This is a genomic window from Streptomyces kanasensis (genome assembly GCF_043077165.1).
Classification (GTDB): Bacteria; Actinomycetota; Actinomycetes; order Streptomycetales; family Streptomycetaceae; genus Streptomyces; species Streptomyces changanensis.
Map to the genome: position 1 here is coordinate 339,157 of NZ_JBIBSF010000008.1, position 20,902 is coordinate 360,058.

Genomic DNA, 20,902 nt, shown 5'->3' on the forward strand with positions numbered 1-20,902 from the left:
ATCGGCGCCCGCGCTGCACTTGACGCCTTATCGGAAGGAAGCGGGCAAATTCCAAGGACGACCGAGCGATTGGCGCGCAACGATCACTTCCTGACCGGCAACTGATCACCACCGAGCGGTACGGCGCACCCCCGTGAACAGGAACGCGCACAGGAGCGCCGTGAGGGACAAGGCCAGGGCCGCGCCGACCGGTTGGGCCATGACCCGCAAGGCAGCGTCCAGCCAGCGGTCGCCTTCCGCGGGCCAGCGGGGCCAGGCCAGTTCCCGCAGCCGGGCGGGGAGTCCGGCGACGCTGCGCACCGCGGGGCCGAGGAGGGCCTCCTCGACAGCCGGCGCGATCACCACGGGTACGGCGAGGACGGCCGCGAGCCCCGCCGCGGCGGCCCGGAACACCCCGGCCGCCAGCAGCCCCGCCCAAGCGCATCCGACGACGAGTGCGAGCCAACTCGCGCACAGTGTCGGCCAGTTGTCCGGCACCGGGATCAACCGGCCGCCGTAGACGACCCGCAGCGCCTCCAGATCGACGACGGCGACCACGACTGCCAGCAGCACGGCGGTGGCGGCCGTGACGGCGAGTTTGGCCAGCAGGAGGCCGATGCGGCGCGGGGTGGCACCCAGGGCGGCGGGGAGCACCGGGTAGCGGTACTCGTCGCCGAAGGAGAAGGCGCCGACGAGCCCGGCACCCAGGGCCGCGGGCGGCAGGGGCAGCAGGTCCGGCCAGGCGGCGACGGCGGCGGGCACGGGGGTGCGGCCGAGCCGCCCCATCAGCACGGCGAGGACGACGGAGGCGAGGACGGCGGCACCGAGGGTGATCGGCGTGGAGGGCACCCCGGTGAGGCGGCGCAGCTCGTAGCGGAACGGCCGCAGCGGCGCGCGCCGCGCCGCCCACGAGCGCCCGCGCCCGCGTCGGCGGCGGCGCTTCCCGGCGCGGGGGCCGGGGTGGCGCGGGGTGGCGCGGGCGGCGGGCGGGGTGGCGGTGCGGTCCGGCGCCGGGGTGGCGGCCGGTCCGCGGTCGGGCGCGGCGGTGGGGGGCGGGACGGGGGGCGCGGCCGGTCCACGGTCGGGTGCGGCGGTGCGGGTCGGGGCCGGGATGCCTCGTGCGGTGGTGGCGCGGTCGGGGACCCCCTCCCCCGGGACGGCCGCCCCGGACGGGTGCGAGGGAGCGGTGACGTACGCGAGTGCGGCGGTGTTCGGGGGCGTGGGGGCATTCGGGAACGTGGACGCGGTCGGAGGCGTGGACGCGGTCGGGGGCGTGAGGGTGCTCGCGGGTGCGGGCGCGGGGCCGGTCTCGTCGGCGAGGCGGTGCAGGAGGATGCCGTGGCGGAAGGCGGTCTCGCCGACCTGGGCGCAGTCGCTGCCGTACACGTACAGCCCGTTGCCGTGCTCGGAGACGACCTCGACGGAACGGTGCGCGGCGCGGGCCTCGCGCTTGAGCTGGGCGGCGAGGCGGGCGGCGTGCGGGGTGCGGACGGCGACGCGGGGGCGCAGCCGCGTGCGGGCGAAGGTGGCGGCGTCCTGGTCGCCGACGAGCCGGCCGGCGGCCATCGCCACCACGCGGTCGGCGGTACGGGCGGCAGCCCGGCTGTCGGAGGTGGTGTAGAGGACGGTGCCGCCGTGGTGGGCATGGGCCCGCAGCAGGCCGTGCAGCCAGTTCGCCTCGCGCGTCGAGAGGCGGGCGGTCGGCTCGTCCAGGACGAGCGTGTGGGGGTCACCCAACAGGGCCGCCGCCATGCCCAGTCGGCGGTCCATGCCGCGGGACAGGGCGCCGAGGCGCTGGTCGTCGAGGCCGTCGAGACCGACGGCCTCGATCAGCTCGTCGGCGCGGGAGACCGGGACGCCTGCCACCGCGCACAACATCCTGAGCTGGCCGCGGACGCTGCGCGCCGGGTGCCCCGACACGTCGCCGAGGAGGACTCCGACCTCCCGCAGCGGGTGGGCGACGCGGTGGAGGGGGCGGCCGCGGAAGTAGGCGACGCCCTGGCCGCGTTCGAGTCCGAGCATCAGGCGCAGCGCCGTGGTCTTGCCCGCTCCGGGCGGGCCGAAGAGGGCGGTGACCTCTCCGGGCCGCGCCTCGAAGGTGAGGTCGTCCACGGCGGGCGGGCGGTTCCTGCGGTGCGTGCTGGTGAGTCCGATTGCCTGGAGCATCGTTTCTCTCGCGGTAGGTGAGACCGCTCGGCGGCAGGGTGGGTACCGCAGCACAATAACTCGGCATTTCGGACTTTCCGCGCACATCGGGCGGTTGCGGGGTGCCGGTCCACCCGACGCCGCCACGCAGGCGCGTCAGACCTCGGGACGCAGCATCGGCGGGTTGAGCAGGGTCGCGCCACCGGCGCGGAACAACTGCGCGGGCCGCCCGCCCTGGCGCGTGGTCGTGCCACCCGCCGGAACGAGGAAGCCCGGTGTACCGGTCACCTTGCGGTGGAAGTTCCGCGGATCCAGGGCCACGCCCCACACCGCCTCGTACACGCGCCTCAACTCGCCGACGGTGAACTCGGGCGGGCAGAAGGCCGTCGCGAGCGAGGAGTACTCGATCTTCGACCGGGCGCGCTCCACACCGTCCGCCAGGATGCGGCCGTGGTCGAAGGCGAGCGGGACGGACGGCTCCTCGCCGCGGTCGAAGCCCGTCTCGGGGCTGAGCAGTTCCTCCACGGGTGCCCAGCGGACGCTGTTGGCGTCACCACCCGGCCGAGGTGCGGGCAGATCGGGCGCGAGGGCGAGGTGGGCGACGCTGACCACGCGCATGCGGGGGTCCCGCTCGGGATCCCCGTACGTCGCCAACTGCTCCAGGTGCGCACCGGCGCCCGGAGCGGGTGCCGGGTCGCCCGGGTCGTGCACGCACAGCCCGGTCTCCTCGGCGAGCTCGCGCGCCGCGGCCGCGCCCAGATCCTCGTCGGGCCGTACGAACCCCCCGGGCAGCGCCCAGCGGCCCTGGAACGGCGGCTCCCCCCGCCGGACGACCAGAGCGCACAGCGCGTGCCGGCGCACGGTGAGGACGACCAGGTCGACGGTCACGGCGAAGGGCGGGAAGGCCGAGGGGTCGTAGGGGGGCATGCCGCGATCATAGTCGTCTTCCTGACGATAAACACGTCGTCGGGACGCCTTGTGGGGGGCCTCCCCCTCCCCCACCCACCCCTTCCCCCTCCCCCTCCCCCTCGCGGTGCCCTGTGGCTGACCGCGCGCGGTCACACGCCCAACTGGAGTCCCGCGGCTGCCTCCTCGACCATCCCGAGCCCCATCCTGCTCACGCGCACCGCGAACGGCTCCCCCGCCACACAGAGCCCGGAGAGCCTCAAAGCGCCCAGGGGGGCGCCGCCCAGCGGGTGCAGCGCGACCGTGCCGGCCGGGACGTCGGGGCGGATGCCCGCGAGAGCGGTGAGGACGTGCACGGCCGCGGCCGCGGCGACGGCGGCCGGACGGCAGGCGGAGGGGTGCGGTACGGGAGCGCCCCCCTCGGCGCGCTGGTCCCCGCCGTACATCTCCGGCAGCCGGTACGCGAACGTCTCCGCGGCATCGAGCAGCCCGCGGACCAGCCCGGTCGCTTCCCTCTCGTATCCGGCGGCGGCGAGGCCCACGACGGCGACGGCGGTCTCGTGGACGCGGACGGCGCCCGCGCGGTGGCCGAACGGATTGTGCCCGGGCTCCTTGGTGCCGAGGCCGCGCAGGCCCCAGCCGGTGTCGAGCGCGGGGCTGCCCAGCAACCGGGCGACCTGTTCGGTCTGCAGCTTGTCGAGTAGTCCCCTGGCGTGGCCTCCCCCGCCGACCAGTCCGGTGTCGAGCAGGTGGGCCGCGGCACACCCCAGATGGGGTAGGGGACGGCCGTCCGCGGTGAGCGCGGCGGCGGGGCGGCCGCCGGTCGGGTCGTCCAGCCAGAAACTCTCCCGGAAGTGGTGCCGGATGGCGTGGGCACGGTCGCGCCATGCGTCGGCGCCGTCCCGACCGCAGGCCTCCAGCAGGTCGGCACCGAGCAGGGCGGCCCGGTGGGCGTGGGCCTGTGTCTCCGCGCGCCGCACACCGGCGGCTGGTCCCGGCTCGGCCACCAGCCCGTCGTCGTCGACGGCGGCGCAGAGCCACGCCAGGCAGCGTTCCGCCACCGGCAGCAGCTCGGCCAGGTCCTGCTCCGGGAGCCCCCACAGACGGGCCTCGGCGAGGACGGCGGGGAAGGCGAGGGTGGCCTCCACTCCGGTGCAGGCCGGCGGGAGGTGGGGACCGGCGTCGCGGAGTGGCCCGGGGACGCGCCCGGCGGACGGGCCGGTGGCACCGTCCAGGGAGCGGGCGACGCCGCGCAGGGTGTCGGCTGCGAGTCGGGTGCCGAGCGGGAGGAGCATCCGGGCGGCCCAGAGCGCCTCGGCCGGGGCGGGGCCGGTGCGCCAGGGGACTCCGGCTGCCAGGTGGAGGTCGGCGGGGTGGGCGGGGTCGCGGACGAGGAGGGAGCGGAGGTCGTCGAGGGCGGTGGCGAGGAGTCTCGCGGCCCGGGGGTCGTCCCCTTCCGCTTGGGCATCGGAGAGGATCCGGCCGCTCGACCGGGCAGCCGGCCTGAGGGGCCGCCCGGCGTGGACGTGCAAGGCGATGGTGCGGGCGGCTCCCGCGTCGACGTCGAGCTCCCAGCGGAGCAGTCCGGTGGACGCGAGCGCGTCCTTCGGCGGGGGTTCGGCGGTGACGACGGACTGGCCGCCGCTCGGTGCCGACCAGCGCAGTCCCGAGCCGTGCACGGAGGGGCGGAGCTCGGGGCCGGGGCGTCCCGACGCGATGGCGGCGAGTGCGGAGAGGTCCGTGGCGAGGGTGAGCTCGACCGGGACGCGCAGGGGCCGGCCCGTCGCGTTGCGCAGGGTGATGCGTTCGGAGCCGTCGGCGTCCCTGGAGCGTTCCACGGCGACGCCGGGGTCCGGGCCGGGGTCGGCGGGGGTACGGACGAGGGCGACGAACCGGGCGCGGGACGCCGAGACCTGCCTGCTCTGGACGGGGACGGGTTCGCGGCCGAAGACGCGCAGGTGGCACCGGGAGAGGAGTCGTCGTCCGGACTGGTAGACCCCTTCGAGGCCGTGGCCGGTGAGCTGTCCGTGCTCGGGGGAGACGGCCAGTCCTGGCAGGGCGACGCCGACGAGAGCGTGGTGGACGGACGGGGGTCCGCCGGGTGGTGCGGCGGGGGGTCGGCCGTGGGCGGCGGGCGGTGGGTGGGCCCGCCCGCCGGGGCGGGCCGTGCGTCGGGTCGGGGTCGGGGTCGGGGAGGGGACGGTGAGGTCCATGGGTCGTCTGCTGAGCCTTCTGTGCGCTCCGGACAGCCGCTGGAGGTACGGCGGCACGGGTCGGGGGACTCCGCCACAGACGTGAACGGCGGGACGGGGGCGCGGGTCACGGCCGTCATCCGGCGCTCCCTCCATCGCTCGCGTCCCGGCCGCCGGTCCCCCTCAGGTCGTCGTGCCGTTCGGCGGTCCGACCGTCCTGAGCTCCCCGCAGCCCGCCGCCGCGGACGGTGCGCGTACGCGCGGGAGGGGCGTCGGGGCCGCGGCGCGTCGGGCCGGGCGGCGGGGTGTTCGTCGTGGTGGGCCGGGGCGACGAGGTCCGGGCGCGCAGCTTGCGCCGTACCGCTCGGGCCCCGGACCCGCGCACGGCCGTCCGGCGCCTGCCGGACCGGCGGTCCTCCGCGCCTTCCCTGGCGTCTCGCTCGCCCCGCAGGCAATGGCGGAGCGTCTCGGGGTCCAGTTGCTCGTTGCACGCCTGGTGCAGCAGCCGGGCGAAGACGTACTCGGGGTCGGCCTCCAGGGCGAGCGCCAGGGCGACGCGTGCGGTCGGCTCGTCTCCGGCCGACCAGGCGACCCAGCCGGCGAGGGTGAGGGGCGCGGCGGCGTGCTCGCCGTAAGCGCCGACGCAGCGGCGGGCCAGGGCGCGCCACAGCCGTAGGGCGCGGTCCGCTGCGGCGCCTTCCATCCACTCGGCGGCACGGTCCCGGGTCCGGCGGTCCTGGAGTCCGACGATCAGCTCCGCGGCTTCCCGGTCGTCGATCAGTGCGTCGTCCCGCTTGTCGCCGGCGGAGTCGTCGCTGAGCGGCGGGTGCTCGGAGAGCCGGTCGATCAGGCGCTGGGCGAGTCGGATGGTCTCCTCCCTGACGCGCGTGGCCTCCTTGGCGCTGAGGATGCGGTGGACGAGCGAGGCACTGGCCGTGTCGAGGGCGTGCTCCTGGGCGGCCGTGGTGGGGCCGGTCGGCCGGGGCCTGAGGCGGGCTTCCATGTCGCGCAGCGAGCCGCGTACGTGGATGCCCGCGTAGGCGGCGGCCGCCGCCATGACGGACGTGCCGGGCGGGGCCAGGGCCGTGCCGCCGGGCGGGCAGCAGTCGCTGTCGGGGCAGCAGTACGACCAGAACCGACCGCCGGAGATGCACAGGGCCTCGTACACCGGAACGTCCAGGGCGCCGCACGCCGTGCGCAGCTTCTGCGCGAAGGGCCGCAGCCGCTGCATCACCCTCCTGCCGTCCTCCTCGTCGGCGGCGGGGTCCTGGCAGAGGAAGACGACGACGCCGTCCGGGCGGGAGCCGCGCCGCTCGCACCCCTCGACGAGGCATTCGGCCAGCTGTTCGGCCACGGGTGCCCACTCGCGGGGCGAGGCGGGGATGCCGAGCCTGAGACGTCCGCCGAAGCGGCCGTGCTCGCCGTGCAGGGCGAGCAGGACGACCGAATCGGTCGGGTGGAATCCCAGCATGTACGGGAGTGCGTCGGCCAGTTGGCCGGGGCCGCGCAGGGTGATCTGCGGTTCGTCCGTGAAGCCCGGGGAGGTGACGGGCAGCGGGCCGGCGGCGGAAGGGTGGGCGTCGCGGGGACCGGTGTGATCGTGGTGTGCGTTCATGGCTTGACGGTCCCGCCGACCCGTCGATCCGTCGACCCCTGTGGATAACTTTGTCCACAGGCTTCCCGGTGCGTTCGCCGGTTGTCGGTGCGGTGCTGTTCCATGTGAGGCATGGAGCAGACGAACGACGAAGACCTGCGTTCCGCGGCCGACGCGGTGCTGGCCCGCCTGGTCGGTGACGCCACCGGCGCGGCGAGGCTGCGCGAGGACCAGTGGCGGGCCATCGAGGCGCTGGTGGCGCACGGCAGACGGGCGCTGGTCGTGCAGCGCACCGGCTGGGGCAAGTCCGCCGTCTACTTCGTGGCCACGGCGCTGCTGCGGGCGCGTGGTGCGGGGCCCACGGTGATCGTCTCGCCGCTGCTGGCGCTCATGCGGAACCAGGTGGACGCCGCGGCTCGGGCGGGCATCCACGCCCGGACGATCAATTCGTCGAACATGGAGGAGTGGCAGACGGTCCAGGAGGAGATCGCCGCAGGTCGGGTCGATGTGCTGCTGGTGTCACCGGAGCGTCTGAACAACCCCGACTTCCGTGACGAGGTGCTGCCCGCGCTGGCGGCGGCGACGGGGCTGCTGGTGGTCGACGAGGCCCACTGCATCTCCGACTGGGGTCACGACTTCCGCCCGGACTACCGGCGGCTGCGCACGATGCTGGCGGAGCTGCCGCCCGGCGTCCCGGTGCTGGCGACGACGGCGACGGCGAACGCTCGGGTGACGGCGGACGTGGCCGAGCAGCTCGGCACGGCGGCGGGATCGGACGCGCTGGTGCTGCGTGGTGCGCTGGACCGCGAGAGCCTGCGTCTGGGTGTCGTGCGGCTCCCGGACGCGGCGCACCGGCTGGCCTGGCTCGCCGAGCACCTGGGGGAGCTGCCGGGTTCGGGGATCGTCTACACGCTCACGGTCGCGGCGGCCGAGGAGGTCGCTGCGCACCTCCGTCAGTGCGGTTACGAGGTGGCGTCCTACACGGGGCGCACGGAGAACGCCGACCGGCGTCAGGCCGAGGAGGACCTGCTGGCGAACCGGGTGAAGGCGCTCGTCGCCACGTCGGCGCTGGGCATGGGATTCGACAAGCCGGACCTCGGGTTCGTGGTGCACATGGGCTCCCCCTCGTCGCCGATCGCCTACTACCAGCAGGTGGGTCGCGCCGGGCGCGGTGTGGCGAGTGCGGAGGTGTTGCTCCTGCCCGGCCCGGAGGACGAGGCGATCTGGCAGTACTTCGCCTCGGTGGCCTTCCCGCCCGAGGAGCAGGTGCGGCGCACGCTCGACGTGCTGGCGCGCTCGGAGGGCCCGGTGTCCCTGCCTGCGCTGGAGCCTCTGGTGGAGCTGCGGCGCACCCGGCTGGAGACGATGCTGAAGGTCCTCGACGTGGACGGCGCGGTGCGCCGGGTGAAGGGCGGGTGGACGAGCACGGGGCGCCCGTGGGCGTACGACACGGAGCGGTACGCGTGGGTGGCGCGGCAGCGGGCCGCGGAGCAGCAGGCCATGCGGGACTACGTGGCGACGGCGGAGTGCCGCATGGAGTTCCTGCGGCGGCAGCTGGACGACGAGGAGGCGGCACCGTGCGGCCGCTGCGACAACTGCGCCGGGCCGCGCTTCGACGCCAAGGTGTCCGCGACGACCTTGGACGCGGCGCGGGGCGAGCTGAACAGACCGGGGGTGGAGGTCGAGCCGCGCAGGATGTGGCCGACCGGTCTGCCGACGGTCGGTGTCGACCTCAAGGGCCGCATCCCGCCCGGGGAGCAGTCGGCCGCGGGCCGGGCGCTGGGGCGTCTGTCGGACATCGGTTGGGGCAACCGGCTGCGGCCGATGCTGACGGATCGGGCGCCGGACGGGGCGGTGCCGGACGACGTGGTGGACGCGGTGGTGCGCGTGCTGGCCGACTGGGCGAAGGGCCCCGGGGGCTGGGCGTCCGGTGCGTCGGACGCGCCGCCCCGCCCGGCGGGTGTGGTGACGGTCGCCTCGCGGAGTCGTCCGCAGCTCGTGGGTTCGCTGGGCGCGCGGATCGCGGAGGTGGGGCGGATGCCGCTGCTCGGCTCCGTCGAGTACGCGCCGGAGGCGGTGGACACGCGCATCTCACGGACCAACAGCGCGCAGCGGGTGTGCGGTCTGCACCGGGCCCTGACCGTCCCGGCCGGTCTTGCCGAGCGGTTGTCGTCGGCGGGCGGTCCGGTGCTGCTGGTCGACGATTTCTCGGACAGCGGCTGGACGCTCGCGGTGGCGGCGCGGCTGCTTCGCCGCGCGGGAGCACCGGGGGTGTTTCCGCTGGTCCTCGCGGTAGCGGGTTGATCGGGTCGTCACGGGGAATTCTTATGGTCGGGAATTGGGTGGCATAACAGCCCATTCCCGTCAGCGGTCCCAATTGCTCGTTGCCGCCTGCCCATGCCGCCCGCAAGAATTGGATCCCGCCCCAGCACGGCCCGTTCGCGGTCCGGAAGGGCCTTGCCGCGGCGCGCCCTCACCCGACCCTGCCCGCTCCTGTGGGCGCGTATGCGAAGGGAGGATCGTGACCTTCGGATTCGCTCCGTCCGCAGCCTCCTCGTTGACCACACCGGCCGCCTCCGCCAGCCGTCTCGCCCGCATGCTGGAACCCGCCGAGTGGGCGGAGGCCGGCATCCCCCTGTTGCGCAGTCCCCGTGACGTGGTCACGGGTCTGCACGCTCGTCACGCGCCGGGGCCGGCGACCGCCGTGGTCGCCGTGCTGGATCACGAGGAACGGCTCATCGCCAGTGCGTCGTTCACGCCGAGACCGGTGCCGGCGGACGGCTGGGACTTCCGCAACGCGCTCCTGGCGCACCTGCGCCGGGTCATCCCGCACGACCTGCGGCGCCGCAGCCCGGTGCGTACGGCCGTCCTGCTCAACTGCCGCGAGGGCAGCGGGAAGTGGACGGAGGAGGACGGGGCGTGGATGTGGGGCCTCCGGGACGCGTGCACGCTGCACGGGCTCCGTTGCGGCGCCTACATCACGCTGACCCGCGACGGGTGGCAGGTGGCGGGTGACGACCGGGGTGGCCGGCATCCCCACTCGGCGTCACCGCCGTCGGACATATCCGGTGCCGAGGGGCAGGACGCGCCGCCGGCACCGCGCATGGTGAGCGGCTCGGGCGAGCCGCTGCGCCGTACGGCCGCCCGCTGACGACGAGGAGCGCGGCTCAGGGGAGCCGCCGCACCGTACGGCCGCCGCGCCGCTGACGGTCCTGGCGGACCAGGCCGGCCGGTGCGGGTCGCGCCGACTCGGGCGGCCCACGGTGGCCGGTGGGCCGGACGGCGGTGCTGCCGTCCGGCCCACCTCGTGTGGCGTTCCGTCAGAGGGCGGTGCCCAGCACGGTGTTGATGCGGGCGGGGTCACCGCACACGATGAGCAGCGTGTCGGCGCGGTTCAAGGCGGCGGGCAGCGCCCGGGCGGTGACGGCGTCGTCGCCGCCGTTGACCGCGACGACGACCACGGGTCGGGCGGCGGCACGGTCCGCGGCGGACGCGGCGGCGAAGAACACGTCGTCGCGTGCGTCGTGCTGGGCCCAGTAGGCAGCCTCGCCGAAGGACAGCTCGTGGGCCGCCCAGGGGTGCTGCTCGCCGGTGGTCAGGACCAGGATGTCGCCGGGGGCGCGGCCGCTCTCCAGCAGGAGGTCGACCGCCTCTTCGGCGGCGTCGATCGCGCCGTCCAGCGGGGCCGGGATCAGCTGGATCCGCGGCGTGGTGTGGGCGTCGGCGGAACGATTCCCCTGCCGGGCCGCGGGCTGTCCGCCCGGGTTGTGCTGGCGGGGGGCCGGCGGTGCGGGCCTGGCGGGGCCGGGACCCGGGCGGCCGGGGCGGGGCGAGGCCGCGGTACGCGGGCCGGGTACGGGTCGGGGGGTCGGCGCGGGGCGGCCTGCGGCCGGCGTGACGCGGGGACCCTGGGCACTCTCGTGAATCTGAGGCTCCTCGGGGATGAGAGGCATAAGGGATGTGTATCAAACGCCGGTGCGACGGGCATCGGCGGGTGGCTCGTATGTGCGGTCCGCGACGCGCGGCCGCGCCCCGTTCGGGCGGTCAGAAGTCGAAGCCGAGCTGGCCCCCGCTTTCGAGTTCGGCCGCCTCCGGGGAGACGCGGTACTTCCTCAGGTGCCGCCACCGGGGCAGCGCGTCGAGGAAGGCCCAGGTCATGCGGTGGTGCGGGGTGGGGCCCCACTCGGCGAGGGCGGCCTTGTGCACGGGCGACGGGTAGCCGGCGTTGGCGGAGAAACCGAACGGCGCGTACCTGTCGGACTGCGCCTCCAGTTCGGTCATCATCGCGTCCCGCCGCACCTTGGCGATCACCGACGCCGCCGCCACGGCGACGCAGGAACGATCCCCCTTGATCACCGTGCGGACCTGCCAGGGGTTTCCCAGGTAGTCGTGCTTGCCGTCGAGGATGACCGCGTCCGGTCGGACCGGCAGGGCCTCCAGGGCGCGTACGGCGGCCAGTCGCAGCGCCGCGGTCATGCCCAGCTCGTCGATCTCCTCGGGGCCGGCGTGCCCGAGCGCGTGGGCCGTGACCCACCGTTCGAGCTCCGCGGCGAGTTCGGTGCGGCGCCGGGGGGTGAGGAGCTTGGAGTCGGTGAGTCCGTCCGGCGGCCGGCGCAGGCCGGTGACGGCCGCGCAGACGGTGACGGGCCCTGCCCACGCCCCGCGGCCGACTTCGTCGACTCCGGCGATGATCCTGGCGCCGGTTGTCGCTCGGATCGAGCGCTCGACGGTGTGTGTGGGTGCTTCGTACGGCATGGCGCCTGACAGGTTACGCCGCTTGTGCCCTCCGGCGACACCCGGATTGGCATCCCGTGCCATCTCCCTCCCGTTTGACGGGCGGTCGCGGGACCTTCCGGGAGCCGCGGCGGCGGTGGGGCGGAGCCCTCCGGCGCCCTCCCACCGGCCCTACCGGGCCGCAGTCGGGCCGCCACGCACCCGGAGGGGCCGGTGTACGTCGGGGTGGCGTCCGCCGGGTGGCGGGGCACTGGGGGACACTCGGCCGGACAGGACCGTGGAGGGGGCGGACAGGCCGCCAAGGCGGGAGCGTGCCCCTGCCCCGGGCCGTGCGGCAACCGGACGACGGCAACGGGAGCGATGGCAACCGGGGGCCGTGGACCGTGGGCCGTGGCCGGGCCCGTGGGGTCAGTGGGCGGCGCGCGCCGGGAGCCAGGCGGGCAGGTCCTCGGTGCGGGCGAGCCACTCGGCGGGCGGTGCGCCTCCCTGCGCGGCGGCGACCACGCCACCGACGATGGCGCAGGTGGTGTCGACGTCCCCGCCGGCCTGGGCGGTCGTCCAGAAGGCACGCTCGTAGTCGTCGAGGGAGCGGGCGGCGGACCACAGGGCGAACGGCACGGTGTCGTGCGCGCTCGTCCGCCGTCCGCAGCCGAGGACGGCGGCGACGGTCTGGGTGTCGCCGTAGTCGAGCATGTCGCGGGCGCGCCGCAGTCCCGCGCCGACGGCGCTGCGGGGGACGAGGGCGACGACCGCGTCGAGGAAGTCGGTGGGCTTGGGTGGTCCGTCCGGCGCCGCGGCGAGTGCGGCGGCGGCCGCGACCGCCATGCAGCCGACGACGGCCTCGCGGTGCTGGTGGGTCGTGTACGAGGAGATCTCGGCCTGGTGGGTGGCCTGCTCGGGGTCGTCGGCGTACCAGGCGCCGAGGGGCGCGATGCGCATGGCGGCGCCGTTGCCCCAGGAGCCCTGCCCCTGGAAGAGGCCGGCGGCCAGCTCCCGCCAGTCCCCACCTTCCCTGATCAACCGGAGCATCCGGTTGACCGCGGGGCCGTAGCCGCGGTCGAAGTCGTGGTGGTCGGCGAAGGAGCGGGCGAGGGCGTCCTGGTCGATGCGACCGTGCGAGGCGAGCACGGCCAGCACGGAGCAGGCCATCTCGGTGTCGTCGGTCCACTGCCAGGAGCCCGGTGGGAGCTCGCGCCGCTTCAGCAGGGGGTAGTGGGAGGGGACGAAGAACTGGGAGCCGAGGGCGTCGCCCACGGCCAGCCCGCGGAGGCTGGCGAGGGCGCGGTCGAAGCGCCGGTCGAGGGAGGAGTCAGCGGTCATCGCCCTGCCACTCTAACCGGTGGCGCCGCCCGTTTCCCGGGTCAGCCGACGAGGCGTCCGGCCTCCAGCCGGTGCGTCCGGCCGGTGAAGCGGCGGCGCAGGAGCCGGTCGTGGGAGACGATGACGAGGGCGCCGGTCCAGCGGTCGAGTGCGGCTTCCAGCTCCTCCACGAGGCCGAGCGCGAGGTGGTTCGCAGGTTCGTCGAGGAGAAGGAGGTCGGCGGGGCGGGCGAGGAGCCGGGCGAGGGCGAGCCGGCGGCGCTGTCCGGCCGAGAGGGCGCCCACGGGGGTGTGGAGGTCGCGGGGGCGGAACAGTCCGTACGACAGGAGGAGTTCCTCGCGCTCGTCGTCGGTGAGCGGCAGGCCGCGGCCGAAGGCGGCGAGGAGCCGCTCCGCCGGGCGGTCGGCGGGTATCTCCTGGGCGAGGTGGCCGATGGCGCCCCGGCGGATGACGGACCCCGTGTCGGGCGCGAGGTGTCCTGCCATGACGCGCAGCAGGGTGGACTTGCCCGCGCCGTTGCCCCCGTGGACCAGGAGCTTCTCCCCCGCCGCGACGGTGAGGCGGTCGACGGCGAGCCTGTCCCCCACGCGCACGTCGGTGAGGGTCACGAGGTCGCCGTCGGCGGCGCCCGCGACCGGGCGGGCGGTGAAGGAGAGCGGTCGGGGTGGGCGGGGTACCGGGTCCTCCCGGAGCCTGCGGAGCCTTTCGCGCGCGCTGCGGACACGCCCGGCGACCGACGCCTGGACCCGGCCGCCGGCCCGGTCGTACGCCATCTTGTTGTTGTCCCTGATGGTGCGGCCGGCGGCGACGCCGTGGGCGGTGGTCTCGGCGTACGCCTCCAGGCGGGACGTCTCGTCGCACCAGGCGGCGTAGGCCTGCTCCCAGCGGCGGCGCGCGGCCGCCCGCTCCTCGCGGTACCCGGCGTAGCCGTTCCCGTGGCGGACGACGGTGCGGCGGTCGGCGTCCACGTCGAGCACGGCGGTGGCGACGCGCTCCAGGAAGGTCCGGTCGTGGGAGACGGCGACGACGGTGCCCCGGTGGGCGAGCAGCGCCCCCTCCAGCCAGTCGAGGGCCCCCTCGTCGAGGTGGTTGGTCGGTTCGTCCAGCAGCATGACCTCGGGAGCCGCGGCGATCAGGCAGGCGAGGCCGAGCCGGGCCTGTTCACCGCCGGAGAGGCTGCCGAGGGTCCGGGAGCGGCCGGTGCCGGCCAGCCCGAGGGCGTGGAGCGCCTTGGCGACCCGGGCGTCCGCCTCGTACCCGCCGCGCAACTCGTAGGCGGTGAGCAGTTCGCCGTACTCGGCCAGGGTGGTGTCGTCGGCGTCGGCGAGCACGGCTTCGAGGGCGCGCAGGCGGGCCTCCATGGCGCGCAGCTCGTGCAGGGCGGTGTCGACGGCGTCGCCCACGGTGCGGTGCGGCGGGAGCTGCGGCGTCTGGGCGAGCAGCCCCACACCGTGCTCGGCGACCGTCACGACATCGCCCTCGTCGGGCCGCTCGGTGCCGGCGAGGAGGTGCAGGAGGGTGGACTTGCCCGCGCCGTTCTCCCCCACGACGCCGATCCGTTCGCCCGGGCGCACGGTGAGGGAGACGTCGTCGAGCAGCAGTCGCTCGCCGCGGGCCTTGGTGACGTGACGGAGGGAGATCTGCGTGGGCAAGGGCGCCTCCAAGAGGATTCCGACGAGAGGGTGCGGGAGCGGGGGAACCGGCAACGATCCCCCGGTAATGCAACTTTCGTCGCGTTAAGCCGAGTGTGGCACACTCGCCCTGACTAACGCAACAGGAGTGGCAATTGACCGAGAACCCGACGCAGTCACCGTCCGACCCCGGACCCGGCTCCCGGCGTCCCGGCGGCCGCACGGCGCGGACCCGCGCGGCGGTGCGCGACGCCGTGCTGACCGGTCTGGCCGAACACGGCTACCCGGGCCTCACCGTCGAGTTCGTCGCCGAGCGGTCGGGGGTCCACAAGACGACGCTGTACCGCAGGTGGGGCGGGCTCGAAGGGCTGGTCGCGGACGCCCTCGACCTCGCGGGCGAGGACGGCTGGACCCCACCCGACACGGGCACCCTGACGGGTGACCTGCGGGCCCTCGCCCGGGAGGTGTGCGACTCGTTCGCCGACCCGGCGGCCGCCGCCGCGCCCACCGCGTTCGTCGCCGCCGCCTTCCAGTCGGAGCGCGCGGCGGACGCCCTGCGCGCCTTCTACGCGGAACGGTTCGGCCGGTGCGAGGCCGTGGTGGAGCGCGCGGTGGTACGCGGCGAGGCACCGCCCGGCACGGACGCGGGCGCGGTGGTGCGCGCGGTCTCCGCCCCGCTGTTCCTCCGGCTCTTCGTGACGCGGGAACCGGTCGACGCGGAACTCGCCGACCAGGCGGCCGCGGCGGCCCTCGCGGCCGTCCACGCGGGCGTGTTCACCGGCGCGCGCCGCTGAGGACGACGCCCGTCAGACCGTCCAGGCCGCTTCCAGGTCCACGACGTCCCCCGTCAGGGCGACGACGTCCGCCGCGATCTGCGCGCGCAGGGCGAGCCGTTCGACCCGCTCCGTCCGGTACTTGCCGTGCTCGGCCGCCGACTTCCACATGGACAGCACCAGGAACTCGTTGCCCGGCGCCTCGCCGAACAGCCCCCGCAGCATGCCGGGGGATCCGGCCATCGCCGGGTTCCACACCTTCTCCTGCATCAGCGCGTAGTGCTCCACCCGGTCCTCACGGATCCGGCTGTGGGCGACGCGCACCACGTCGGCGTCGGTGAAGCGCGGCTCGAAACCGGTCTTCACGTCGAAGCGGTAGTCGAAGAGCTTCGCCTGTGCGTCCTTGAAGGTGCCGGCCTGCGCGGCGGCCAGTCTGGCGTGCGACCGCGCCATGAAGGAGTCGTAGAAGGGACGGCTCTCCCAGAAGGAGAACACGTGGGCCACACCGGGCCGCAGACGGCTCCACCCGCCGCCCTGCCCCCGGAAGCCGGGTTCCCCCGGCAGCCCCGCCCATTTCCGCTGCCCCCGCTCGAACCCGCGACGGTCCACGACGGTGCAGCGAATCCACTTGACCAGCACCGCGCCATCGTACGGCGCGGCGGCCCGGGCGGTCCCGGCCCGACGGAACCCGCCCCGCCACCGGGGGCACGCCCTGAGCACCCGGCGCGGGAACGGTCCTCGCCCGGTCCCCCCGGGGCGCATTCCGCACGGACGCGCTGACGGTCCTGACGCTCCGTGACACCATGGTCCAGCAGGCGGGCGCCGGAGGGGAGTTGCCTCCGGTCCCGTGCCAGTGGCACAGAGAGGGGGAAAGGGTGAGCACGCTGAACAAGGGCGTCGCCAAGGTCGAGGTGGCCCTCAAATGGGACCCGAGCACGGGTGGCGGCCCGGTACACGACCTCGACATCATCGCCGCCGTCTATCCCACGGCGGACCCGTACGGCGAGCCGGTGTACCTGGTGCACTTCGACAACCGGTCGCCGGACGGCACGATCACGCTCAACCGCGACAGCCGAACGGGACAGGGGTTCGGCATCGACGAGGCGATGACGCTGGAGCTGACCCGTCTGTCGCCCGACTACGCGCGCGTGGTGGTGGGCATCGCCATACAGCAGAGCGGCGGGCCCGTGACCTTCGGGGACGTGCCCAACACGAAGGTGCTGGTGCGGGAGGGCTACGAGGAGCTGGACAGCGACGACCTCGCGGGCGTGGCCGGCGCCACCGCGGCGACCATCGCCGAGTTCGTCCGCGAGGACGCCGACACCTGGCGGTACCGGCGGCTGCTGCACGGCTTCGACACCGATCCGCAGTCCTTCAGCCGCGTGATGGGCGCCCGCCGCTGAGGGGGTCGGCGTGATCGGCGCCCGACGCCGACGGTAGGCGCGATCGGCGCCCGCCGCGCGGTCCGGCAGCGCCGCGGCACCCCGCCCCGCCCCCGTACGCGAGAGGTGGGGAGGTCTCCCGGGAGACCTCCCCACCTCAGCGGGTCATCGTGCACGCCCCACCGACGCCCACCCCGTCACCGGCGCGGGCGGTCGGTTCAGCTGCAGCCGCTGGTCGAGCCGCAGCCCTCGCAGATGTAGCAGGAACCGGCGCGCTGCATCTTCGTTCCGCAGGAGAAGCACAGCGGGGCGTCGGCCTGGATGCCGAGCTGCATCTCGACCAGTTCGGCCGAGGTGTGGGCCTGCTTGGGGGCCGGGAGCTCGACCGGCTCCGCCTTGGGGGCGGCCTTCGGGGCCTCCTGCTGGCGCGGGGCCGACTGGGCGAGTCCCTCGACGTCCACGTCCTCGTCCTCGACGGACTGCTCGTACGAGCCGGTCTCCAGGTGCCGCTGACGCTCCTCGGCGGAGTGGATGCCGAGCGCCGAGCGGGTCTCGAAGGGCAGGAAGTCCAGCGCCAGGCGGCGGAAGATGTAGTCGACGATCGACTGCGCCATCCGCACGTCCGGGTCGTCCGTCATGCCGGCCGGCTCGAAGCGCATGTTGGTGAACTTCGAGACGTACGTCTCCAGCGGGACGCCGTACTGCAGGCCGACGGAGACCGCGATGGAGAAGGCGTCCATCATGCCCGCGAGGGTCGAGCCCTGCTTGGACATCTTGAGGAAGACCTCGCCGAGACCGTCGTCCGGGTAGGAGTTGGCGGTCATGTACCCCTCGGCACCGCCCACCGTGAAGGAGGTGGTGATCCCGGGGCGGCCCTTGGGGAGCCGCTTGCGGACCGGGCGGTACTCGACGACCTTCTCGACCTTCGTCGGCTCGACCGCGACCTCCTTCTTCTCCTCCTCCTTCTTCTTGGCGGAGAGGGGCTGGCCCACCTTGCAGTTGTCGCGGTAGATGGCGAGCGCCTTGACGCCCATCTTCCACGCCTCGAAGTAGACCTCCTCGACGTCCTCGACGGTGGCCGTCTCGGGGAGGTTGACCGTCTTGGACAGCGCGCCGGAGATCCAGGGCTGGATGGCGGCCATCATGCGGACGTGGCCCATCGCGGAGATGGAACGCTCGCCCATGGCGCAGTCGAAGACCTCGTAGTGCTCCTGCTTGAGGCCGGGCGCGTCGATCACGTTGCCGTGCTCGGCGATGTGGGCGACGATCGCCTCGATCTGCTCCTCCTGGTAGCCCAGGCGGCGCAGGGCCTGCGGGACCGTGCCGTTGACGATCTGCATGGAGCCGCCGCCGACCAACTTCTTGAACTTGACCAGGGCGAGGTCGGGCTCGAGGCCGGTGGTGTCGCAGGACATCGCGAGACCGATGGTGCCGGTCGGGGCGATGACGGACGCCTGCGCGTTGCGGAAGCCGTTCTTCTCACCGAGGCGGATCACGTCCTGCCAGGCCTCCGTGGCGGCGGCCCAGATCGGCGAGTCGAGGTCGTCCATGCGGACGGCGGCGGTGTTCGCGTCGGCGTGCTGCTGCATGACGCGGTTGTGCGCCCCGGCGTTGCGGGCGTAGCCGTCGTACGGGCCGACGACCGCGGCGAGCTCGGCGGAGCGGCGGTAGGAGGTGCCCGTCATCAGCGAGGTGATGGCGCCGGCGAGGGCGCGACCGCCGTCGGAGTCGTACGCGTGGCCGGTGGCCATCAGCAGGGCGCCGAGGTTGGCGTAGCCGATGCCCAGCTGGCGGAAGGCGCGGGTGTTCTCACCGATCTTCTGGGTGGGGAAGTCGGCGAAGCAGATGGAGATGTCCATCGCGGTGATGACGAGCTCGACGACCTTCGCGAAGCGCTCGACCTCGAAGGACTGGTTGCCCTTGCCGTCGTCCTTCAGGAACTTCATCAGGTTCAGCGAGGCGAGGTTGCACGAGGTGTTGTCCAGGTGCATGTACTCGCTGCACGGGTTCGAGCCGTTGATCCGGCCGGACTCGGGGCAGGTGTGCCAGCGGTTGATGGTGTCGTCGTACTGGATGCCCGGGTCGGCGCAGGCCCAGGCGGCCTGGGCCATCTTGCGGAAGAGCGCCTTGGCGTCGACCTCCTCGATGACCTCGCCGGTCATGCGGGCGCGCAGGCCGAACTTGCCGCCGGTCTCCACGGCCTTCATGAACTCGTCGTTCACGCGGACGGAGTTGTTGGCGTTCTGGTACTGGACGGACGTGATGTCGTCGCCGCCCAGGTCCATGTCGAAGCCCGCGTCGCGCAGGGCGCGGATCTTCTCCTCCTCCTTGACCTTCGTCTCGATGAAGTCCTCGATGTCGGGGTGGTCGACGTCGAGGATCACCATCTTGGCCGCGCGGCGGGTCGCGCCGCCCGACTTGATCGTCCCGGCGGAGGCGTCGGCGCCGCGCATGAAGGAGACGGGGCCGGAGGCGTTGCCACCGGAGGAGAGGAGCTCCTTGGAGGAGCGGATGCGGGAGAGGTTCAGGCCGGCGCCGGAACCGCCCTTGAAGATCATGCCCTCTTCCTTGTACCAGTCGAGGATCGACTCCATGGAGTCGTCGACGGACAGGATGAAGCAGGCGGAGACCTGCTGGGGCTGCGGCGTGCCGACGTTGAACCACACCGGGGAGTTGAAGCTGAAGATCTGGTGCAGGAGGGCGTAGGCGAGCTCGTGCTCGAAGATCTCCGCGTCGGCGGGGGACGAGAAGTAGTTGTACTCCTCACCGGCCTTGCGGTAGGTCTTCACGATGCGGTCGATGAGCTGCTTCAGGCCCGTCTCGCGCTGCGGGGTGCCGACGGCACCCCGGAAGTACTTGCTGGTGACGATGTTGACCGCGTTCACCGACCAGAAGTCGGGGAACTCGACGCCACGCTGCTCGAAGTTGACCGAGCCGTCACGCCAGTTGGTCATGACGACGTCACGGCGCTCCCAGACGACCTCGTCGTACGGGTGCACGCCCGGGGTCGTGTGGATGCGCTCGATGCGCAGGCCCTTGCCCGCCTTGGACCCCTTGGCTCGGGAGCCTCGTGCCGGGCCGCTCGTCGTCTCTGTCATGCCGCCTCCCATATACGGGCAAAAACGCCCTGATGTGCCCAGATCTTCCCAAGGCACGGTGTCTGTCTGTCGCCGCGGGCGCTGCGGGCAGCGCCCCGGTTGGTCGATTGGCCGCCGCGCGGCCGGCGTCCGGACCCGGGTCCGGCGGGCCGGTCAGTCGGCGGGGCCGGCGGGCACCGGGACCTCGGGGGCCGCACCGGTGCCGCCCTGGTCCACGGAGGGCCGCCGCTCGCGCAGCTCCGCGATGGCGGCCTCGAAGTCCTCCAGCGTGTCGAACGCCCGGTACACGGACGCGAAGCGCAGGTACGCGACGAGGTCGAGCTCCCGCAGCGGGCCGAGTATGGCGAGGCCGACGTCGTGCGTCGTGAGCTCGGCGCTGCCGGTGGCGCGCACGGCCTCCTCGACCCGCTGGCCCAGCTGTGCGAGGGCGTCCTCGGTGACGGGCCGCCCCTGGCACGCCTTGCGCACGCCGTTGATGACCTTGGTCCGACTGAACGGCTCGGTCACCCCGCTCCGCTTCACGACCATGAGGGAGCAGGTCTCCACGGTGGTGAAGCGGCGGGAGCAGTCGGGGCACTGACGGCGGCGTCGGATGGACGTCCCGTCGTCGGTGGTGCGACTGTCGACGACGCGGCTGTCGGGGTGCCTGCAGAAGGGGCAGTGCATGGTCCCAACCCTCCTTCACAAGCACGACTGAACAGCCTCGCCGGGTCCTCCCGGACCCGTGCGAAGCAGGCACCAGCATAGGCGATGGCCGCACCCCCCACCGACCGGGGACCACAACTTCTGGGCGGCTGTGACCATGCAACCACTACATGTAGGGTCTGGCGCCCATCCGCCCCGTGGCGCGTGTCGCACCACCCGCGGGCCTGCGGCCGACCGAGAGCCTACGGCACGGGCGGTCCGCGGGAGCGTCGGGGCACGGGCGCGACAGGCCGCCGTGGGCGCACTTCCCGCACCGCGCGCCTACCCCGGGCTCCCCTCCGCACGCCCCCTCGGCAGACGTTTCGAATGTCGCCCGAGGTCCCCCCGAGACGCCTCGGAGCCGTTCCCGCAGACCCCTCGGAAACCTCAGGGTGACCCCGTCGGGCACCCCCTCCGCGCCGCCCCGGCGCCCGCGGACGCCTCCGAAATGTTCCGGAGAACGG

General features: G+C 74.1%; 15 protein-coding genes. 4 read left to right on the top strand and 11 right to left on the bottom strand.

Annotated elements, in window-relative coordinates; all coding sequences use genetic code 11:
- Nucleotides 1–105: 105 nt before the first annotated feature.
- From ACF053_RS21470 to ACF053_RS21485, 4 genes are all read right to left on the bottom strand, one after another.
- Nucleotides 106–2,145: an ATP-binding cassette domain-containing protein gene (locus ACF053_RS21470; RefSeq protein ID WP_391955370.1), complete on the bottom strand. Its 2,040-nt coding sequence runs from the start codon at nucleotides 2,143–2,145 to the stop codon at nucleotides 106–108.
- Between the two features lie 135 nt (nucleotides 2,146–2,280).
- A complete protein-coding gene (locus tag ACF053_RS21475; RefSeq protein ID WP_391955371.1) occupies nucleotides 2,281–3,051 on the bottom strand; it encodes an NUDIX hydrolase in 771 nt (256 codons plus the stop codon).
- Nucleotides 3,052–3,182: 131 nt separating this feature from the next.
- Nucleotides 3,183–5,243, bottom strand: a complete 2,061-nt coding sequence (locus ACF053_RS21480; protein ID WP_391955372.1) for a glycogen debranching N-terminal domain-containing protein — start codon at nucleotides 5,241–5,243, stop codon at nucleotides 3,183–3,185.
- A 115-nt stretch (nucleotides 5,244–5,358) separates the two neighbouring features.
- Nucleotides 5,359–6,837: a DUF4192 domain-containing protein gene (locus ACF053_RS21485; RefSeq protein WP_391955373.1), complete on the bottom strand. Its 1,479-nt coding sequence runs from the start codon at nucleotides 6,835–6,837 to the stop codon at nucleotides 5,359–5,361.
- Nucleotides 6,838–6,948: 111 nt separating this feature from the next.
- Between ACF053_RS21485 and ACF053_RS21490 the strand changes: the two genes are divergently transcribed.
- Nucleotides 6,949–9,120, top strand: a complete 2,172-nt coding sequence (locus ACF053_RS21490) for a RecQ family ATP-dependent DNA helicase (protein ID WP_391955374.1) — start codon at nucleotides 6,949–6,951, stop codon at nucleotides 9,118–9,120.
- Between the two features lie 217 nt (nucleotides 9,121–9,337).
- Nucleotides 9,338–9,967: a hypothetical protein gene (locus ACF053_RS21495; protein ID WP_391955375.1), complete on the top strand. Its 630-nt coding sequence runs from the start codon at nucleotides 9,338–9,340 to the stop codon at nucleotides 9,965–9,967.
- A gap of 169 nt (nucleotides 9,968–10,136) precedes the next feature.
- Here the strand turns inward: ACF053_RS21495 and ACF053_RS21500 are convergent, their stop codons facing one another.
- The 4 genes from ACF053_RS21500 to ACF053_RS21515 all read right to left on the bottom strand — a co-directional run bounded on the left by ACF053_RS21500 (nucleotide 10,137) and on the right by ACF053_RS21515 (nucleotide 14,522).
- Entirely contained in the window at nucleotides 10,137–10,769 is a 633-nt protein-coding gene (locus ACF053_RS21500; protein WP_391955376.1) for a hypothetical protein, read from the bottom strand.
- A 91-nt stretch (nucleotides 10,770–10,860) separates the two neighbouring features.
- Entirely contained in the window at nucleotides 10,861–11,571 is a 711-nt protein-coding gene (locus ACF053_RS21505) for a ribonuclease HII (protein ID WP_391955377.1), read from the bottom strand.
- A 387-nt stretch (nucleotides 11,572–11,958) separates the two neighbouring features.
- Nucleotides 11,959–12,870 (bottom strand): ADP-ribosylglycohydrolase family protein, encoded by a 912-nt coding sequence (locus tag ACF053_RS21510; RefSeq protein WP_391955378.1) that lies wholly within the window; start codon nucleotides 12,868–12,870, stop codon nucleotides 11,959–11,961.
- Nucleotides 12,871–12,911: 41 nt separating this feature from the next.
- A complete protein-coding gene (locus ACF053_RS21515) occupies nucleotides 12,912–14,522 on the bottom strand; it encodes an ABC-F family ATP-binding cassette domain-containing protein (RefSeq protein WP_391955379.1) in 1,611 nt (536 codons plus the stop codon).
- A 134-nt stretch (nucleotides 14,523–14,656) separates the two neighbouring features.
- Here ACF053_RS21515 and ACF053_RS21520 point away from each other — a divergent pair, with 134 nt between their 5' ends.
- On the top strand, nucleotides 14,657–15,295 hold the full coding sequence (locus ACF053_RS21520) for a TetR/AcrR family transcriptional regulator (RefSeq protein ID WP_391955380.1): 639 nt from the start codon (nucleotides 14,657–14,659) through the stop codon (nucleotides 15,293–15,295).
- A 12-nt stretch (nucleotides 15,296–15,307) separates the two neighbouring features.
- Here the strand turns inward: ACF053_RS21520 and ACF053_RS21525 are convergent, their stop codons facing one another.
- Nucleotides 15,308–15,913, bottom strand: coding sequence for a YdbC family protein (locus ACF053_RS21525; RefSeq protein WP_391955381.1), 606 nt, complete (start codon nucleotides 15,911–15,913; stop codon nucleotides 15,308–15,310).
- A gap of 236 nt (nucleotides 15,914–16,149) precedes the next feature.
- On the opposite strand from ACF053_RS21525, the gene ACF053_RS21530 reads away from it, so the two are divergent.
- Entirely contained in the window at nucleotides 16,150–16,677 is a 528-nt protein-coding gene (locus ACF053_RS21530) for a TerD family protein (RefSeq protein WP_391955382.1), read from the top strand.
- A 197-nt stretch (nucleotides 16,678–16,874) separates the two neighbouring features.
- On the opposite strand, the gene ACF053_RS21535 is transcribed toward ACF053_RS21530, so the two are convergent.
- Both ACF053_RS21535 and nrdR read right to left on the bottom strand, forming a co-directional pair.
- Nucleotides 16,875–19,754 (bottom strand): vitamin B12-dependent ribonucleotide reductase, encoded by a 2,880-nt coding sequence (locus tag ACF053_RS21535; protein ID WP_391955383.1) that lies wholly within the window; start codon nucleotides 19,752–19,754, stop codon nucleotides 16,875–16,877.
- 153 nt (nucleotides 19,755–19,907) lie between these two features.
- Nucleotides 19,908–20,420 carry a transcriptional regulator NrdR gene (gene nrdR, locus ACF053_RS21540; RefSeq protein WP_391955384.1) on the bottom strand — a complete coding sequence of 171 codons (513 nt, stop codon included), beginning with the start codon at nucleotides 20,418–20,420 and terminating at the stop codon, nucleotides 19,908–19,910.
- Between the last annotated feature and the right edge of the window lie 482 nt (nucleotides 20,421–20,902).

What these genes read in the sequence shown, in the direction of transcription:
- ACF053_RS21470 (WP_391955370.1), bottom strand. Translation starts at nt 2,145, where the DNA reads ATGCTCCAGGCAATCGGACTCACCAGCACGCACCGCAGGAACCGCCCG.
- ACF053_RS21475 (WP_391955371.1), bottom strand. Translation starts at nt 3,051, where the DNA reads ATGCCCCCCTACGACCCCTCGGCCTTCCCGCCCTTCGCCGTGACCGTC.
- ACF053_RS21480 (WP_391955372.1), bottom strand. Translation starts at nt 5,243, where the DNA reads ATGGACCTCACCGTCCCCTCCCCGACCCCGACCCCGACCCGACGCACG.
- ACF053_RS21485 (WP_391955373.1), bottom strand. Translation starts at nt 6,837, where the DNA reads ATGAACGCACACCACGATCACACCGGTCCCCGCGACGCCCACCCTTCC.
- ACF053_RS21490 (WP_391955374.1), top strand. Translation starts at nt 6,949, where the DNA reads ATGGAGCAGACGAACGACGAAGACCTGCGTTCCGCGGCCGACGCGGTG.
- ACF053_RS21500 (WP_391955376.1), bottom strand. Translation starts at nt 10,769, where the DNA reads ATGCCTCTCATCCCCGAGGAGCCTCAGATTCACGAGAGTGCCCAGGGT.
- ACF053_RS21505 (WP_391955377.1), bottom strand. Translation starts at nt 11,571, where the DNA reads ATGCCGTACGAAGCACCCACACACACCGTCGAGCGCTCGATCCGAGCG.
- ACF053_RS21510 (WP_391955378.1), bottom strand. Translation starts at nt 12,870, where the DNA reads ATGACCGCTGACTCCTCCCTCGACCGGCGCTTCGACCGCGCCCTCGCC.
- ACF053_RS21535 (WP_391955383.1), bottom strand. Translation starts at nt 19,754, where the DNA reads ATGACAGAGACGACGAGCGGCCCGGCACGAGGCTCCCGAGCCAAGGGG.
- nrdR (WP_391955384.1), bottom strand. Translation starts at nt 20,420, where the DNA reads ATGCACTGCCCCTTCTGCAGGCACCCCGACAGCCGCGTCGTCGACAGT.